At 39.9% G+C, this 18,068-nt stretch carries 18 protein-coding genes; 5 read left to right on the top strand and 13 right to left on the bottom strand.

The genetic code is table 11. From position 1 onward, the window contains the following. Positions 1 to 1,725 (bottom strand): hypothetical protein, encoded by a 1,725-nt coding sequence (locus tag KK060_RS19070; RefSeq protein WP_254155369.1) that lies wholly within the window; start codon positions 1,723 to 1,725, stop codon positions 1 to 3. Between the two features lie 198 nt (positions 1,726 to 1,923). Between KK060_RS19070 and KK060_RS19075 the strand changes: the two genes are divergently transcribed. The 5 genes from KK060_RS19075 (at position 1,924) to KK060_RS19095 (ending at position 8,281) form a co-directional block, all read left to right on the top strand. Beyond that, on the top strand, positions 1,924 to 3,531 hold the full coding sequence (locus KK060_RS19075; RefSeq protein WP_254155370.1) for a vitamin K epoxide reductase family protein: 1,608 nt from the start codon (positions 1,924 to 1,926) through the stop codon (positions 3,529 to 3,531). A 479-nt stretch (positions 3,532 to 4,010) separates the two neighbouring features. Then, complete coding sequence (locus KK060_RS19080; RefSeq protein WP_254155371.1) at positions 4,011 to 4,274, top strand: hypothetical protein; 264 nt, start codon at positions 4,011 to 4,013, stop codon at positions 4,272 to 4,274. A gap of 112 nt (positions 4,275 to 4,386) precedes the next feature. Beyond that, positions 4,387 to 4,626 carry a hypothetical protein gene (locus KK060_RS19085; protein ID WP_254155372.1) on the top strand — a complete coding sequence of 80 codons (240 nt, stop codon included), beginning with the start codon at positions 4,387 to 4,389 and terminating at the stop codon, positions 4,624 to 4,626. Between the two features lie 49 nt (positions 4,627 to 4,675). After that, entirely contained in the window at positions 4,676 to 7,000 is a 2,325-nt protein-coding gene (locus KK060_RS19090) for a peptidase domain-containing ABC transporter (protein ID WP_254155373.1), read from the top strand. 3 nt (positions 7,001 to 7,003) lie between these two features. Further along, positions 7,004 to 8,281: an HlyD family secretion protein gene (locus tag KK060_RS19095; RefSeq protein ID WP_254155374.1), complete on the top strand. Its 1,278-nt coding sequence runs from the start codon at positions 7,004 to 7,006 to the stop codon at positions 8,279 to 8,281. Positions 8,282 to 8,687: 406 nt separating this feature from the next. On the opposite strand, the gene KK060_RS19100 is transcribed toward KK060_RS19095, so the two are convergent. From KK060_RS19100 to KK060_RS19155, 12 genes are all read right to left on the bottom strand, one after another. After that, positions 8,688 to 9,101: an ester cyclase gene (locus KK060_RS19100; RefSeq protein WP_254155375.1), complete on the bottom strand. Its 414-nt coding sequence runs from the start codon at positions 9,099 to 9,101 to the stop codon at positions 8,688 to 8,690. A gap of 267 nt (positions 9,102 to 9,368) precedes the next feature. Then, positions 9,369 to 9,902, bottom strand: a complete 534-nt coding sequence (locus KK060_RS19105) for a dihydrofolate reductase family protein (protein ID WP_254155376.1) — start codon at positions 9,900 to 9,902, stop codon at positions 9,369 to 9,371. 72 nt (positions 9,903 to 9,974) lie between these two features. Further along, the gene (locus tag KK060_RS19110) at positions 9,975 to 10,709 is read right to left on the bottom strand and encodes a helix-turn-helix transcriptional regulator (RefSeq protein WP_254155377.1); all 735 of its coding nucleotides are present in this window, start codon (positions 10,707 to 10,709) and stop codon (positions 9,975 to 9,977) included. Positions 10,710 to 11,286: 577 nt separating this feature from the next. Then, entirely contained in the window at positions 11,287 to 11,640 is a 354-nt protein-coding gene (locus tag KK060_RS19115; RefSeq protein ID WP_254155378.1) for a hypothetical protein, read from the bottom strand. 223 nt (positions 11,641 to 11,863) lie between these two features. Beyond that, on the bottom strand, positions 11,864 to 12,634 hold the full coding sequence (locus tag KK060_RS19120) for a hypothetical protein (protein ID WP_254155379.1): 771 nt from the start codon (positions 12,632 to 12,634) through the stop codon (positions 11,864 to 11,866). 198 nt (positions 12,635 to 12,832) lie between these two features. Beyond that, the gene (locus KK060_RS19125) at positions 12,833 to 13,330 is read right to left on the bottom strand and encodes a hypothetical protein (RefSeq protein ID WP_254155380.1); all 498 of its coding nucleotides are present in this window, start codon (positions 13,328 to 13,330) and stop codon (positions 12,833 to 12,835) included. 194 nt (positions 13,331 to 13,524) lie between these two features. After that, complete coding sequence (locus KK060_RS19130) at positions 13,525 to 14,418, bottom strand: AbiTii domain-containing protein (protein ID WP_254155381.1); 894 nt, start codon at positions 14,416 to 14,418, stop codon at positions 13,525 to 13,527. Positions 14,419 to 14,517: 99 nt separating this feature from the next. Then, positions 14,518 to 14,847, bottom strand: a complete 330-nt coding sequence (locus KK060_RS19135) for a hypothetical protein (RefSeq protein WP_254155382.1) — start codon at positions 14,845 to 14,847, stop codon at positions 14,518 to 14,520. A gap of 342 nt (positions 14,848 to 15,189) precedes the next feature. Continuing rightward, the gene (locus KK060_RS19140; protein ID WP_254155383.1) at positions 15,190 to 16,260 is read right to left on the bottom strand and encodes a hypothetical protein; all 1,071 of its coding nucleotides are present in this window, start codon (positions 16,258 to 16,260) and stop codon (positions 15,190 to 15,192) included. 109 nt (positions 16,261 to 16,369) lie between these two features. Beyond that, positions 16,370 to 16,801 carry a hypothetical protein gene (locus tag KK060_RS19145; protein ID WP_254155384.1) on the bottom strand — a complete coding sequence of 144 codons (432 nt, stop codon included), beginning with the start codon at positions 16,799 to 16,801 and terminating at the stop codon, positions 16,370 to 16,372. 110 nt (positions 16,802 to 16,911) lie between these two features. Next, the gene (locus KK060_RS19150) at positions 16,912 to 17,649 is read right to left on the bottom strand and encodes a hypothetical protein (RefSeq protein WP_254155385.1); all 738 of its coding nucleotides are present in this window, start codon (positions 17,647 to 17,649) and stop codon (positions 16,912 to 16,914) included. Positions 17,650 to 17,789: 140 nt separating this feature from the next. Continuing rightward, positions 17,790 to 18,068 (bottom strand): DMP19 family protein (locus KK060_RS19155; protein ID WP_254155386.1); only part of this gene is annotated, 279 nt, incomplete at its 5' end.

An 18,068-nucleotide genomic window follows, 5' to 3' on the forward strand; every position in this document is an offset into this window, starting at 1 on the left:
TTATTTCACTCCAAATGAATAACTATATCCTAATGTTCCAGTAAACTCTGTAAAAGATCGAGACGCCGTTTCAGCCTGATTTTGTCGTTTAAGAACAACCATGCTGAGATTCAGATTATGCTTTTTACGAACAGCGTAGTTTGCACTTAATCTTCCATTCATCACTGTACTGATACGTTGTCTATTACTAAAAGTAGTATTGTATGACGAGGATAACGTAGTGCGCAGCTTTTTATCAAAAAATGATTTAGTAACAGAAGCAGTTGGCCCAAGTGTTTTGGTATTAATTCCTGCTCCTGAATTTACTGTACCGTTAAAGGCAATGGACACCATCATATTCGGAGGGACCAAGTTCAATCCATAAGCAGCATTTGCGTTGTAAAACTGTATGCTAGAATTTTGGGACACGTCCCCTTGCTTATCCGCTGCATCCTGAAAGCTGAGGTTGGCATTTAAACTCTGCTTTCTGTTTTTGTTCTTCCCAAACATGTACATTGCAGTCAATGTAGCATTTTGTGAGATTTGAGTATAGTTTAGGGTATCAAGGTTATCGTAAGGTGTGAGTTGATTAATATCCAGAAATTGCGATCTGATATTGGTATAGGTTTGAAAATTCGAGTACGATGAAGAAAAGTTCAATTGTTGGGATGCTGCATAAGTCATATTAATTGAGCTTACCATACGCCGCATGGTGCTTACTTTATTCTTATCAAGGTTATCACGTTGTGTACCTGCACTTACGGCCACATTCATCTTTCCTTGTAGAATAGAAGCAGCACCATTTACGGTGATATTTTCAAGATCATTATTAAAATAGTAAGCCCCCAGAGTTTTATATTGAGGATCAACATGTTCATAAGCCACTCCAATCGTATAGCCATCCTGTTGATAGTTTAAGGATGTTTTAAAAGCATTGTAGTATGAAGATGACAGCCTCGAAGTGTAGAGTAATTTTGCTTTAGCAAGTATGTGATTCTTGTCTACTTCATCAGCACGTATATCACGTGTTAATGCGCTAGTGGCAAATTCTGTTTTCACTATAAACCGATCGAAAATTGTCTTGCTTCCACCAATACTGACTACTAAATTTTCTTGTGGCAACATATTCAGGCTATCCGGAACATACCTTATCGAGTACCTGTCATCCTTAGCGTGAAACAATATCACATCAATTACATCTCCTTCTTGTCCATAACTTGCTTTAAAACCATATCCCACGCGTTTAAAAGCTGGGTTCTGTGCATTATATGAGGTATCTGGCTCAACTGCCTTCAAAAAACGCCCATATAACCCACTAAATTTCCATTTTCCTTCCGGAGCAACATCTACCGCTACACCAGAAAAAATATGGCCATTGACTGTATATGGAGAATACGACATGTTAACGTAGCCGACATGGCCAGTAACAGACTTATAGGTAGGATGTATGCTATATTGATTAAAAGGTTGTTGAAAAGAAGTATTCTGGTTAGACAATGAGAAACTCACCGGAACACTCCATCCATAAAGTGAGAAGTTAATACTTCCAGAAGCAAAATATGAATATGGATCGCGACGCGAATTGATACCCTGAGAAGTATAAAAAATTTGACTAAGAGATAGCCCTCCTGAAATAGAAACAGGCTTTTCCTTACCTACCAACTCAAGATTCTGAGCAAAAATGGAAATTGGAATGCAAAAACACTCAATACAACATAGAAGAAAGGAGAAGTAAAGCCTTCTCATAAGTGCTAGGGGGCTTTATTTTTGTTGTAAAGGTATTTCTATTGCGAGGAACAGTTGCTACTGAAAGGCGTAATCCATATAAGATGCAGTGGTTAATATATAGCTGCAGTTTTTAGTCATTTCGCTGCACTTGTTAAACGGAGCTTTTTTCAAATCTGACAAAGGACAATATTCGAAGGAGACAAAACAAATGCCGTTATGTTGTCATTATTTCATGATTATGAACATGCAGTAAAAGTAACGATAGCGCTCCTCGACAAGCTAAACGTTAATTTTACCAGGCTCTCAGTGGACGAAGAACTACAAAAACATCCTGACTATCCAAGTCTCTTTAGCATTAGCGCGCTTCTTACAAAGCGGAAGGTGGACAATGTAGCGCTGGAAGTTGAACCTGGTAAACTGCAGGAATTGCCTACTCCATTTATTGCCCATACTAATACCGCCGGAGGGAGCTTTCTACTCATTACATCTGTAAATGGAACGGTAAAATACCTCGATACACGTGGTAAGGAAAAGGAGAAGCCTGTGGATGCCTTTCTGAAAGAATGGACCAATAAAGTTTTATTAGCGGAAAGCACATCCGCGTCCGGAGAAAAGGACTATGCGAACAACCGTAAGAAGGAGTTGACTAGCACATTACGAATGCCATGTATCATTGCCGTTTGCATAGGGCTGATTTTTATGTATGCCGTGTATCATGGTGCAATGGCAAACTGGTTGTGGCTTTCTTTGCTCCTGATGTTAAAGCTCGGCGGATGTGTGGTTTCGGGTATGCTGCTCTGGTATGAAATTGACAAGTATAATCCTGCATTAAGGAATGTTTGCTCTTCGAGTAAAATGATTAACTGCGGGGCTATATTGGAGTCCAAGCACGCGAAGCTCTTTAATAGGATAAGCTGGAGCGAGATTGGATTTTTTTATTTTGCAAGTAGTTTTCTGTTTCTCATCCTCACGCCATCTGCAACATTGTCCATAGCTATATTATCGTGGCTTAACTTAATAGCGCTGCCGTATACTGTTTTCTCCGTTGTCTATCAGTGGCGTATAGCCAGGCAATGGTGCCTGTTGTGCTTAACAGTGCAAGGTGTATTGGTAACGGAGGCGCTGGTGCTAAACTTCGTTTACTGGCATCCTGGTACAAGCGCTTCTCTTTTGTACACCGGTATCTTTTATCTGATAGTATCATTATCGCTCGTTATCCTTTTCTGGATGTTTGTAAAACCTGTTCTTAAGAAAGCGCAAACTGCCAGTGAGCTTAAGAAAGAAAGCAGCCGGATAAAATATAAACCCCAAGTTTTTAATGCGTTGTTACGTGAGCAAAAGCAGATCACCACATCTGCTGAAGGCTTGGGGATTACGCTTGGAAATCCTGAAGCCACGCACACTATTATTAAAGTCTGTAATCCGTACTGCGGACCATGTGCTGCGGCACATCACCAGCTCAATGATCTGTTGGACAATAACCGCAATGTAAAACTTCAGATCATCTTTACTGCAACTACTCGTGAACATGATATACGTGCTCTACCGGTGAAACATCTGATGGCATTATACGAGCGTAACGACGAAAAATTAATACAGCATGCATTGCATGACTGGTATGGAAGTCGTAGGAAAGATTACAAGGCGTTTTCCGCCAAATACCGCATGCCAGAAGACAATATCGAGAATCAAAACTTCAGGCTTGCAGCTATGGAGAAGTGGTGTGCATCTATAGGTATTCTTGCCACGCCTACTTTCTTTATCAATGGCTTTCAGCTGCCGAAAGAATATCGGGCGGCAGATTTGAAACATCTTTTTAATTAAACCCTTTCTCTGGTTAAGGCTTGCACCAGGATCAAAGTCAAGCCATCACATATAAAAACTATTGTATGAAAAAATTTAAACAACTAGGCAGAAGCCTAAGCAGCGACGAGCAAAAAAGTATTTTTGGAGGAACTGCACAATGCACTTGTAGTGATGGTACAGTCACCTACTGTACCGGGTCCGTGGCCTCGTGTATGGCAAGCGCTATTAGAGCCTGCGACGGCACAAGTGTCCTTTGCAGAGCAGAGGACAACAGGCCCCAAAACTAGTGAAAAGCACTGAGAAAACGTTCGACGAACAATAGTCGATCGTTTAAATTCCCCTGTAAGCCCTTACCTCTAATTCTTCTTACAGGGGTACTTTAAAATCATTGCTATCATATACGTTAATTACATGTTGGTGCTAATCGCATCCATAGATTTCTGGTCAACGGCTTGCGCCATCATTAAGTCAAGCCGATCAATCTTAAAAGCTAATTTATGATAAACTTTCAAACACTAGGCAGAAGCCTCAGTAAAGATGAGCAGAAAAGCATTTTTGGCGGTGACGACCAGGAAGGCGTAGTATGCACCTGTATTGGTGGCCCTGGTGGGCCTGTCTCCTCAATCTGTGTTGGCCCTGCAGATCGTTGTGTCGCTGCAGCTGTTAGAGACTGCGACGGCACAAGAGTAATTTGTGGTGATGGGGGTGAACATCCTGTAGATGACCAAACTGACCCCGGAGATAATCCCGTTGAACCTTAATCGGTCAATCAAGGTCCTCCTTCTAAATTCCATTGGCAGGAGTGACTTTGAGATCGCCGCAGTTATTAATGGCAAATAAGATGTAGCACAATTATCAATTAAAAAACAATACATGAAGAACTATCAACAACTCGGCCGGACCCTGAATAAGAACGAACAGAAAAATACATTTGGAGGAGACGATCTGGAGCCTGCTGTCTCTATGATATGCATTTGTACCGGTAATCTTAATTACAACGTATCCACAACTTGTGTGGGAAGCAGTGCCACCTGCACATCTAATGCATCTGCAACTTGTGGGGGAGCATTCGTATGTTATAATTCCGATATAGAAGAGCCCATTGATCAGTAGAGCCCGTTGAACCCTAATCCTTCGATATACATCAACCACAACTATTACCATGGCTTTCCCATTTGTTAAACAACCTGATTCTATGGACTGTGGTCCAAGCTGCCTGAGCATGGTTGCTAAGTATTATGGAAGAGATTTCTCGCTGCAAGAACTGAGGAATAGATCGCAGATCGGAAAGCAAGGCGTAAATATGCTGGGCATCAGTGAAGCCGCTGAGGCTATTGGCTTTCGGACACAGTCGTTGCGACTTACGTATCATGCCATAACAAAGGAAGCCAATCTTCCGGCCATTGTACACTGGAATCAGAATCACTTCGTAGTGCTTTACAAAGTGAAGAAAAATAAGCTGTTCATTGCTGACCCTGCACAAGGGCTGGTGTCCTTTTCTCCTGTAGAATTCAAGGCGCATTGGGTTAGTGGAAAGTTTGAAGAGCAGGAAGAAGGTATAGCGTTGCTCCTTGAACCTTCGTCTTCCTTTTACGAAAATGAAAGTGATACATTCAAGAGAGACAATGAAGAATTGCGGATGAATACAATCTTCAGGTACATTCTTCCCTATAAGAAACTAATCTATCAGCTCTTCGCCGGGCTACTGGTAGGCAGCTTGCTTCAGTTGGTGCTTCCTTTTCTAACCAAGAGCGTGATAGATGTCGGGGTTAATACGGGCAACATTCATTTTGTTTATATCGTGCTGCTGGCGCAACTCACGTTGCTGCTGGGGCGGTTAACAGTCGATTTTGTACGTAGCTGGATCTTGCTGCACATCAGTACGCGAATCAACATTTCGATACTCACGGACTTCCTGGTGAAACTTATGAAGCTACCGATGGGCTTTTTCGATAGTAAGAAGACAGGGGATATCCTGCAGCGGATGAACGATCATAGCCGCATCGAGTCGTTTCTTACTGGACCATCATTAAACATTCTGTTTTCGCTCGTTAACCTCGCTATTTTTTCTGTTGTGCTTGCTGTTTTTAACGTGCAACTGTTCGTTGTAGTTATCATCGCGAGTGTTCTCTATTCGTCGTGGGTTTTTCTGTTTCTCAGAAAAAGGAAGGCACTTGATTACCGCCGTTTTGAGGTGTCATCACAAAAGCAGAATGTAACCATACAACTAATTCAGGGCATGCAGGAGATTAAGCTACACGGAGTAGAAAAATCAATGCGATACCTCTGGGAAAGTGTTCAGGGAAAACTTTTCAAGCTCGGGATAAAGGGACTTTCCTTAAATCAATGGCAGCAAACCGGTGCCTTTTTTATCAATGAGGGCAAAAACATTTTCATTACGTTCTTATCTGCCAAAGCTGTTATTGATGGGTATATGACATTGGGGAGCATGCTGGCTGTGCAGTATATCATCGGACAACTGAACAGTCCTATTGAACAGATGATCGGGTTCGTTCAAAGCTGGCAAAACGCTAAGATCAGCATCGACCGTCTTAATGAGATCCATAAGATAGAAGATGAAGAGCCGGAGTATAAGAATCTACGTCAGGAGCTTCCCATCGCATTTGCTCGACAGGTTATCGGCGGAGAGGGGTCGCCCATGCAGTCTGCCACGGATCTAGATTCTTTGGAAGGTATCAAGCAATTACAGGCAAGGTTCTCATTCTCTGGTAATGAACCCACAGACACTCCCGGCATTATTTTCCAGAACATGAGCTTTACGTATCCCGGAGCAGGCAACGAACCGGTGCTAAAAGACATCAGCTTGAAAATACCCAGCGGTAAAACTACTGCCATTGTGGGAATGAGCGGAAGCGGAAAAACTACTTTGTTAAAGTTGCTGCTCAAGTTCTATGAGCCACAACGGGGTGATATAAAGCTTGACCACATTTCGCTGAATACAATCAGCCATCACGTATGGCGGAGCCGTTGCGGCGTGGTGATGCAGGATAGTTTTATTTTTGCAGACACTATTGCAAGGAATATTGCTATTGGAGCGGATGAAATTGATATTGACAAATTGCAACATGCTGTTGACGTAGCCAACGCCGGCGAGTTTATCGACGCGCTGCCCCTTGGATTTAATACCAAAATAGGAGCCGAAGGCGTGGGCATTAGTATGGGACAGAAGCAACGCATATTGATTGCCCGTGCTGTATACCGCGATCCTGATTTTATTTTTCTGGACGAAGCAACGAATAGCCTCGACGCCAATAACGAAACTATGATCGTTAAAAACCTCGCCTCTTTTTTAAAAAACAGGACAGTAGTGGTGGTGGCCCATCGCCTCAGCACTGTTCGCCATGCCGATCAGATCGTGGTGATAAACCAGGGCACCATTACCGAGCGAGGCACGCACCAGGAACTGGTTAATCTGAAAGGAGAATATTTCAATCTTGTAAGAAATCAACTGGAGTTAAACGGATAGGATATGAAAGACCAGCAATTGCTAAATCAGGAGTTGCGCGAGATCACCCAATACAAACCTCACTGGATCGTACGCTACGGCAGTGTGACGCTTTTGTATATCATGTTGATGATCATTGCCGGGTGTTGGTTTATCCGGTATCCCGAGTTGGTTCAAACTTCCGCCCGATTGTCATCGGTAAACATTCCCAAAGAAGTGAGAACGAGAACGGATGGCTTACTGGTAAAACTAAACGTATCACAAGGATCACGGGTAAAGAAAAATGATGTAATCGCCTTCATGGAAAGCACCGCCGATCATGAGGCCATCATCCGTTTATCAGTTGCGCTCGATTCGATCCAGCAGAGGTTAAGCAAAGGTTCTGCTTCGGAAATATTCCCGCTCATACCGCCGAAAAACATACCGAACCTGGGTGAGCTGCAAGCTCCCTATCAGGCCTTCGACCAGGCATTTACAGAATTTACATTCTACCAAGAAAATGGATTCTATATCCACAAGAAAGAAATGCTTCTGGAGGACATTGCCAATCTCGACAGGCTTAACAAACAACTTCTAGCGGAGAAGGCCATCCAGGAGGAAGACCTGAAGTTGTCTGACCAAAACTTCTCGATGCAGGAAAAGCTCTACCATGAAAATGTAACATCTCCATTGGATTATCGCAATGAAAAAAGCAAGTATCTGTCAAAGCAGTTAACACTTCCCCAGATAAGCGCAGCGATCATCAATAATAATGTAATGAAAAACAACAAGCTTAAAGAGATCCTGGAACTTGAAAACCAAATTGTGCAGCAGAAGAATGTGTTTTTACAAGCGTTGCAAACCTTCAGGAGTGAAGTAGACGAATGGAAAAAGAAATATTTACTGATGGCTCCCGCCAGTGGCAAGGTGACGTACACAGAGTTTTTACAGGAGAACCAGTACCTTCCCAATAATAAGCCTGTGTTCTTTGTTAGTCCTGAAAATACTTCCTACTATGCACAGACGTATATACCGCAGTATAACTTTGGGAAAGTAGAAGAAGGACAGCAAGTGCTGTTGAAATTTCACTCTTATCCATACCAAGAGTATGGCAGCGTACGTGGCAGGATCCAATACATTTCTGACATTGCCACAGACAGTGGCTATCTTGCCAAGATTGTTCTTTTAGATGGCCTGCATACAGATCATCGTAAGCAGATGCTGTTCCGCAATGGGCTTACCGCACAATGCGAGATCATCACACAGGATCTAAGGCTTGCAGAACGGTTTTATAATAACTTGCTGACACAATTGCATCGGTGATCGGGTCTGTGTAGTGGTTGGATGTTCTCACTGAATTAAACATTTCTTCTTTCCTGTTAAAGGTCAATAGTCATTGGTCAATGGTTATTGAAATTCAATCTACTAAAGAATGCCCTGCCCTATTGTTTTTTTCAATTGCTTTTGTCAACTATCAACAACTCAAAAAACTATCTACTCTTTCACTCCTCGTTTGAGAAAATTGCACCTGCTATTTACAGGCTGCAATTAGCCTTCGTATGGCTCCGCATGACCACTTGATTAATAACCCCATACCTCAAGCCAAACGCGAATAGCCGTGTATCAGGAATACTCTTGATTACAATGAGGAAACCTTTTAGACTTATAACAACGCGGGTCCCGAAATGCAGATTCCGCGGAGACTGCAATGTTGTAGAAAGTTTTTGCCTTATCCTTTTTTGAGTTCCATAATGACAGACTGTAAGGTATTAATACCCCAATGCTCAACGTACTTCCCGTCTTTAAGCCTTACTATGTCAATTACATCAATTTTAATTCGTTTGCCTGTAGGTTCTATTCCCATCAAGACACCGTTGTGTGTTCCAATAATTGCTTTTCTTGTCGTTACTTTATCGTTCTCTGCAATTTGATCATAGATTTCCACTTTCAAGCCTGGAAATGCAGGTCTCAAAATATTATTGAACGTATTCCACATTCCTTCTGCACCATTAGAGGTTGGCGGAGCGGTTCGGTTTATGAAATCTTTATCCATAATTGCATTGAACGTTTCCCAATTACATTGTTCAATGACTTCGCTGTTGAATTGCCTTACCACTGCTTTGTTTTTTTCCAAAATATCCATTAGAGACTGTTTAATTCTTTGTCGTGTAAAGTTTATAAAATGTATCCGTATATATATAATTATCCTGTTTTTTTAAATGGCTTACAATTTAAAGACACTAAGGCATACGGTTCAAGTCTTACGCAATGCCTAACGCTTGCTTAAGACTTGAACCAGAAATACAGGGAAACACACCTAGACAGTCGGCACTCAACCTGAATGGGAGCATAGTGTTCAAATTATCACATCAATTCGTCGGAACACAAAACTGATGTGGTAGTTTGCCGACTATCTTTTCCGTTTGTAATGCAGTTGCGTTAGTCCCGTATCAAATATCTTTGTTGTTACGAATTCAAGTGTTTGTTCAGGTCTTCCGTCCCGGAAAAGTCTCGTTCCATTACCTAACAAAACTGGTATAACAGAAATTATAAATTCATCTACTAAGTCGTGTTTCAATAATTCATTTATTACTTCTGAACCCCCATCACAATAAATATTCTTTCCTTTTTCAGACTTCAGTCGTTTGACCAACTCGGCTATGTCCCCTGTATAGAACGTAGTCCTGCCTACTTTCGGTCTTGCAGTTCTCGCTATCACATAAACATCCCGTAGTCCGTTGTCGTAATGAGACGAGCCAATTTCTTTAAGCACATAATCATAGGTTTTTCTACCAACAATTAATGTATCAATTGTTTGTGTAAATTGTAAATAACCATAGTCTTCGCCTTCCTTTTCAACGAGTTTTAAGAAACTAAGGTCATCATTAGGCTTAGCAATATAGCCGTCTAAACTTGCAGCAATGAAAAGTGATAAATTTCGCATTATTCTAAATTGTTAATGTTTCTGCAAAATTGCTTTTAGAACAACACACGCACTTTGTAAAAATGCGACAAATTAAAGTAGTGATGGCGAAAGTCCTGTATTTCGCTTGATTTCATTGGTAAGGTGCGCATGGTCGTAATAACCACACGCAAAGGCAATATCTAATAAACACCTATTTCCAGCTGAGTTTTTGATTATACTCAACGCATGTTGAAAACGAATAATATTTGAATATTCTTTGGGTGATAATCCAATGTACTTCTTAAAATTTCGCTCTAATTGTCTTACTGTTGTAAAATTTCGTTTTGATAGTTCGTGGATACTAAGCTGTCCTTTTGTTAAATGTATATCATTGATAACCAATTGCAATTGATTGTTTGTTCTTTTTATTCTGTTGTAAAAAAATTGGTTCAGATAGTTGAATTGGTTGTTAATGATTTTATCAACATCAAATGAATGAAATTTATCAAACTCAACGGTATGGTTAATCATTTCACCTTGTGGTACATAATTATAGAAATTAGCAAAAGATGCGGGTTTGAGGCATACACCAAGTAGATGTGTATTGCTGTCAATAAAGCTGTCTTTGAATGAAGTCATTGCACCGACTACATACGTTTTCGCATACTCCATAGAAACAGAGCCATTGTCTGTCAAACACGTATCTCCCAAATTCATTACTAATCCTGCACAGCCATCCGGAAAATTGCGTTCCCATTGCCCGTCAAGTTTGTCGCCTTTCAATTCCCAATAGGAATGAATAAAGGGTTCTAATTCTTTGCAAGGTTTTATTTCTCTGTATTTCATATGATCTAAATGTCGTTTTGCTTAACTTGTTTGTTCTACTCGCACAAAAACATTAGTGTAAGTAAAAGCCACGCGACACGCGTGCGTTAGCTTGGGGGGGCAACTCATAAACTTTGTCTTGCTTAACGTAGCCGGTCACATACGTTTCTTCAAAGAATTTTGTATACTCATCATGAAGCCGTCCTTCAGTCCGAATAATTTCTTGGACCTCTTTCTTTGTCAACCGTTTCTGATTCAGTGTTCTTCTCTGTCCCATAAAGTTGCCGCTAACGCTTGTATATAAAACGTGCAGGCACTCCAAATTAATTAATTATCTCAACTGTGCCGGCATGTTTTATATACTTGTTGTGGGCTGCCAATCAAGTTGACTTGTCAATTGTTGTCCTTCTACCTTGTGAAATCAAATAATCTAACTCCATTCAAAACAAAGTTTTCTTCCTTGTCCTCCTTTATCTCATTCCAATTCTTAATCTCCCCCTTGTCGTTGAGTTTTAAAATTCGAAATTCACTAACAAAATCAAAAGTTACTTTGCTCTGAATGCATTTTATCAGGGTTATGTCTTGTAAATATTCAATCTTAAATGGAATATTTTCTTTTTTTTAAAAAACTAGCAACCTGTCCCAGTGTTGTGTTTCTATTTTCCTCCAAAAACCATTTGTCAAGAGTCCAAGTTTCATTTTTGAAATTAATTTGCTCGCTGTGATTTATGCAGTCCGCTTGCAAATGGTCATTTTGAATCCCTAAAATTGTTTCTGATCCCGTCCAATAGGAGAATTCATATTGTCCATATTTTATGGTCTGAGTTTCTTCGTCACCAAAGGAGTCGGATGGCTTACCCAGACACTTAATGACGTCATCCTTAGTCGAATGAATTGATATTGTTCCAAAGATCCCTGACTTGATAAATTCTTTTAACTCAATTGTCTCCATGATTATACTGAATCTCTGTCCTTGGCTGGTTGCCCACAACGTTCGTGCATGAGGCGTGGCGGGAATAGGAAGCCTTAAAAATGTATCCGCCAGCTGGCGGAGGAATGTTAAGGCTGACCTGGTCGTCACTGTCCACCGAGACGAAACGTATTTTTTAAAACTAAACTACAAATTTACACGAAACCCCGCCATGACTTATGCACATTGTTGGGTGCCGTAAATTTCAGAACTCAATTATGTACCGAGTTTTATTAGGTGTCTTGTCCAAGGAGCTTTTCCATGTGTCTCCGACCAAAAGCCCCTTGTCATCATATTGATAGGTCGTCCTAGAGGAAACCCCGTTACTTGATTTCTCTCGCAACTCCATCAATTTTCCAGTATCGTCATAGATATATGTCAAGGTGATCGTGGTGTTGAAATAGAAATGCTTGGACTTGTTTTCGGTCACTTGTCCTTTGTCATTGTACTTGTACGTTATTTTTTCTTCCTTCCCAATGGATTCAGTGGTGGTTTGCTCTTCAATTAATTGTTTTCCCGAGTACTTGTAAAGAGTCACGCTATTTCCCATTGTCCCCGATGCCTTAGTTGCCTTTATTTTATTACCGGTTTCATCGTATTCGTATGTCCACGTTAAGTCAATCTTATCAGGATCGAACGACTCCTCTTTAACAAGTTGATTTTTTGTATTGTAGGTATATTTTGAAATCCTGTGAATTCTTCCTTCTGTGTTGAAGGTCCTTTCTTCTGTCAAAAGAGAGTTGTCATTATAGATGAACTCTTTTCTTGTCTTAATTTCATCATTCTTTTTGTCGTTAATTCTTACAATGTCCCCTTTGTCGTTGTAGATGTCAATTGACTTTATAATATCGTCTCCGTCAATTGTCGTTATTGATTTTATCTGGAATTTTACAATCTCCTCTTTAGTGATCTCTTGTCCATAGAGAAACGTTGTCAGAAAAATTGTCCCAAGAGTCAGTCCTAATAGTTTGCACATTCTTTCCAAAATTTATGGCACCCAACGTTCGTGTATGTGACGTTGTGGGGATAGGAGCCAAAGTTAAATGACCGTAGGGAATGATTTTGGCGACCTGCTCCATCACTGTCAACCGGGACCGAACGTATTCTGAAACACAAGCTACGAATTACTCTGCACCCCCACAATGGCACATACACATTGTTGTAGGCAGTTTTGTTATCCTACACTTAATAGAATAACTTGATTGTCCCCAGTCAATTGGTCCAAACTGTCTCGTAAAGCCTTAATCCCTTCAATCTCGGCTTTGGCCAATTCAGGATCATCGTTTTCGGAAAAGTCCTTATTAAATGCAATTAGTTCTTCCGTGTTGAATTTGTCCGCGGTCAACTTATCTAAGTATGCCTGGCGGTGGTCATAGGTCAAAATGATTGTCGAGTTCTGTCGTTTTTCAACAATAGAATTTGCAATGTCGTCATACTTGCTTTTTAACAAGTCGATTCCTTTGTTCTCCACGAGGAAGATCAAAAGGTCTGCGAAGATGTATCCCGAGTATCCAAAGTCCTTCAGTTTTTTAGAGTTTGAGTTCAAATAGTCCCAATAGGTGTCTATTGTTTTCTTGCTGAAGAGTTTCTTTTCGATCTTGACTTCTGCATTGTCCTGAAGTTCATTCAACTTGGATGTCTCAATAAGTCTGAAGTCGGCTATGGCTGACATGTCTGGTTATTTTAGTTCGTTCTTAGTATGGAATCTCTGTCCAGCAAAATTGCCTACAACGTTTGTATATAAAGCGTATGCAGCTTAAAAGAATAACCCTGTCAACCGTTGCCGAATAAATTTACTTGCAGACGTTTTAATAACAAAGTGAACCTGCATATGATTTATATATTTTGTTGTGCGTAGGCATAACGTTACTCTATAAGTTTTTGAACAAAATCAGTTATCGCTGGGATGTTGTCGTAAAGGCCTCTTCCTGCGACTGAAGCCGTTACTGAGCCCAGCCATTTCATTATTTTTCCTGTCAAGGCTGGTTTGTCACTACTGGTGGCTAGAATTGACTTTAATTCTTCGATTTGTTTCTTCTCAACGCCCAACTGCCCTAGCTTTTCCTCGTCACTCCCACTTATCATCTTTACAGTGACAGTCTGAGAAACATTCGCTCCGGCTGCAATACTTGTGGGATTATTGCTTCCGTAGATATTATTCGTAATTATATTTTGAACTTTCTCGCTGTTTTCTTTATTCATAACGTAATCGTTTAGAAGGTTAGGAAATTCATCTTCCAATTCCATTAAAGTATCCAAAAGTTTCTGCTTTGTTTGTTCTAATACATTCTGAAACTGAACCCGTCCAACTTCTCTGCTTCCACTTCTTATGACTCCACCATAACGCTTAACCTGCTCCTGATAAACAGAAGCAAGCAATTGAACTTGTTGCGGTGGAAGGTTAATGACTCCTTTTATATCCTTGATATTAGCGATCTGCTCTTCAACAATAGAAATTGGTTCTAAAATCCTATGATGATTAATTGCGTCTATTACTTCAGCTCCAAAATCTTCCGATAACATCACAGGAAATGTCTGCGTTCTTCCGAAGGGTAATTCGGCAGTCAAATGAACAACACTCCAAACTTTTCTGTAACTCGGTAAATAAGTATCATCAAAATCATATCCTTCTAGTTCCTTATTCAACCATTTTTTTAATGTATCGTTCTTAATTTTATTTTCGACAAGCTTTGCTCTTGTCAACGCTTGGGAAAGTTTGATGTTATCATAAGCTATGTCGGTAATTAAAGCTTTTATCATTTGATCGATTCTATAAGGCGTGGCGGCACACCGAAATATAAAAATTTATCATCAACTGTGCAGCTATGACTTATAGCTTTTGTTGGCAGTAGTGTGTGTTCACGTCTCTCGTGTCCAACATCTTGAAACTTTTCCGTCCTTAAATTCTATTTCTAAAACATCCGGATCGATTCCAAAAAGACTTGGCTTGAATCCAATGTAATAAGTCCATCGCGATCCATCTAAGCTCATGTCCTCTTGTCCCAATAGTTCTTTAATTTCCTCTTTAGTCTTACCAATCAATTTTCCATTGTCAACAAGGTCGTCAGTCATCTCATACCTTTTTTCAATGTCAGCTTGCCATTTTTCTTTATCGAAATCTCTCTCGGGATAGTAGCTCACGTATGCGACCCACCCTACGATAAGTCCAACGTAAATGATTGGAGTCAATAGGAGTGTTGTTAACCAAGTCGTCAGCTGTCTTGTCCCCTGGTCTTTTATCCTTCTAAAGATGAGTCGGCAAAGGAAAAATGTCGGAATTGCGAGAATTAGATTTATGATTATTACATCGAGTCCCATGTGTCAAACTTGTTCTGCTGTCCAGCGCATTACTGCCAACGTTTTGTGTTTATTTAGTTGCGGGAGTAGGAGGGCTTAAAAATGGAGCGCAGCGGAATGTTAAGCCCGACTTGTTCCGCAACTGTCCCGCCTACAGCGGACTAAATTAAGAAACGAATTCGAATTGCCGCACCGTACCCGCAATTAAATAAACACGGTGTTGGCGGCCGTAGCTTATCCGTCCAATAGTTTATGATAGAAGTACACTGAACTATTCCTTAGCTCCTTGTTCGTCTTTTTGATTTCGTTGTGTCCCTTGAAAATCCCCTCAACAGTTGTAAGTCCACCTGCGCTAAGTAGAATTTTAATAATATCATCAACCCCCATCACTCCAAGGAAAATGGAGTACTTAGAAATGTTTTCACCTGCCCCTCTTTTTAGGTGTTTAAAAAAACTATTGTCCTCAAGCTTGTCTTGTAACTCTTTGAGTTGAGGCAGAAAATCATACTTGTATTTCTTTTCGATAAAATCCCTATTGTCTTGGTCGAATGATAGTCCACTTATTTCTAATGAGTAGTTGTTAATCAAGTTTTTAAATCTGTCAAGTTCGGTACTTAGTTCCTCTTTAGCTTTGAGAATATCTGAAAAGCTAATTTCATCAATATTGGGTAGTTTCAAGAGAAACTCCTTGCCCACAAATATTTCATTTATATTTTTTGTACTCAGGTCCTTTTTTGTCGACTGAATATATTTTGATGCAATATCCTCAACTAAGTGGTCAAAAATTGGGTATGTGTTTTTATGGGAGATAATGTCAATGGTTTCATCTAGTATTTGAAAGGCCATTTTCTTTTCTCTTTCGTTTACATCAAGATGTTTTAGCTTGATTGTTCCATTTTCAATAAGATGATGGAATTCGGGCAGTCCGGATTTGATAAATAGGTCTTGTCCCCATTGCTCCATCTGTCCATCAATTCGTTTTAATTCCTTTTTTATTATCTCAAGTTGTATAATTTCTTCCTTTGTTTTCCCTTTTTTATTAGCTAGTCTGTTTTTGATTTTTATGAGTTGCTCCAATTCTTCACCTTGAACTGTTGGGTCAACTTTTGATAGTCCTTTGAAGTATTCTACTTTTTCTTTTTCAGATAAAGTCGATAGTGTAAGAACGTATAGAATTGAAGTCAGACTAGGACTTGTCAATGTTACACTGTCGGAATAAAGTAGCCCTGATTTTAATAATCTAATTTCCTTGTCTAGGTTAAGTCCGTCATTAGGGGAAGTTAGAATTGATGTTTGAAAACTCATTTTGTTTAGCTATGGCCGCCAACGTTCGTGTATGCGCAGTTTAAATTTTCCTTTAAAAATAATTAATCAATTTAAATTGCGCATACACATTGTTGTAGGGGCGTTTGATCTACCTCACTTGTTTATTAAATGTCATAATTCCATAAATCATCACCATTGAAGCCCTTCCTGTCTCAACGAATACAGGAACAATATTTCCGTCTTCGAAAGAAAGAAATCCCTTGGTAAAAGTTTGCTTAGAGTAATCTTTGAAGTCCCCAAAGTCCCATTTATTGATATTCAATAGCGAATGCTCCTTTAGTCCGACTCCCTCAAAAGAAAAGATTCTCCTAGTTGTCAAAACAGTCCATATTTTTTCATCAATAATAGTCGAACAAATTAAAGATTCATTGTCTTGAAGTATGACTGAGTTGCTGACTTGAATATTTTCTATTTCATCTCCCTCTTCGTAAATAAATGTGTAAGGAAAGTCAAAAGGTGGAATTGTACTTCTCTTAATCGCTGCAATACAAATGTCTCTTATTGATTTATCAGGTTTCATTTTTTCATCAAATGCCCTACAACGTTTATGTATAAGCGGTGGCGCTGAGCAAAAATAAAAAAATGTCCTCCTTATCAGCGCCGTGGATTATACATTTTGTTGTGGGCCGTTTAACAACCCATCGGTACTTCGAAGATGATATACTTCTCAGTCGTTATCCCTTTGTTGTCAGTTAGAATTATCTTGAGATTGATACGACTAATTGAAATTCCGCATGGATATTTATTTGGTCCTGTGCATTGTTTTGCTAATTCGGTCCAACGGCTTGAATCAACATTCAAGTGTTTCTCAGTTGCTTCCAGGATTTCTTCAGACGTCACTTCTGGAAACTGTTCTTGGTCTGTGTTGGAATACTTTAAAGTCTTAAATCTATTGTCTTTTATTTTTAGTTCTTTCCATTGTCCGATGTAGTGAGTCCAGTCGGTCAAGTCAACGTGTGGCCCTTCGTCCATAATTGTCAAACTCGTTTCGTAGTTCTGATAGATTTGGATTGTCCCTATGGATGAAGCAGGTTTTAGCAAATATTCTTGTCCTGAAATTTTACTAACTAAGCCAAGTTGGATTAAAATCGTGTCCTTATGAACTTCGGCAAAATAGTTTTCATCATTCCAGACTTCCTCGAATCCTGTCGTTAAGGTCAAGTTTTCAAATTGCAGCAATACTTGAATGCTCTCCTTCGAGTTATCAGTTGTTTCGGTCGTGTTTGCTTGTTTTGATTTTTCGCCCGAAGGCAACTCTGATTTGGGCTTTTCTTCTTTTAGTCCACTGTCAACTAAATTGTCGTTTTGTCCTGGTCGTGAACATGAACAAAGAAGTCCAAATATTAAAAGTATGTTCGTAGCTCTCATGTCAAAGTTAAATGCCCTACAACGTTTGAGTTTATGCAGTTGCGGGATTAGGAGGGCTTAGCAATGCAGCGCAGCGGAATGCTAAGACCGACCTGCTGCGAAATTGTCCACCGTGACCGAACTGCATTTGAAAACATAAACTAAAATTTAACACTACACCCCGCAATTGCATAAACTTTTTGTTGTGTGCAGTTTTTATTCCGGTATCTCAATGTTCCCCTCAAATTAAAGGCAATTTTGTTTTTAAGAATATAGTCGGCTATCCGGTCTGTAATATTTACTGTGCTATCCAATTTGTAGAAACGAGAATCGAGGTCATCAAAGTCCTCTTCTAGTTTATCCAACGCGTTTTCTCTTTCCTCTCGGTCGAAACTGGGTCTCGTCCCAAATCGTTTAGCAGCTTCGTCAATAATTTCCTT

Origin of the sequence: Chryseosolibacter indicum, assembly GCF_018598585.1 — a bacterium.
Classification (GTDB): domain Bacteria; phylum Bacteroidota; class Bacteroidia; order Cytophagales; family Cyclobacteriaceae; genus Chryseosolibacter; species Chryseosolibacter indicus.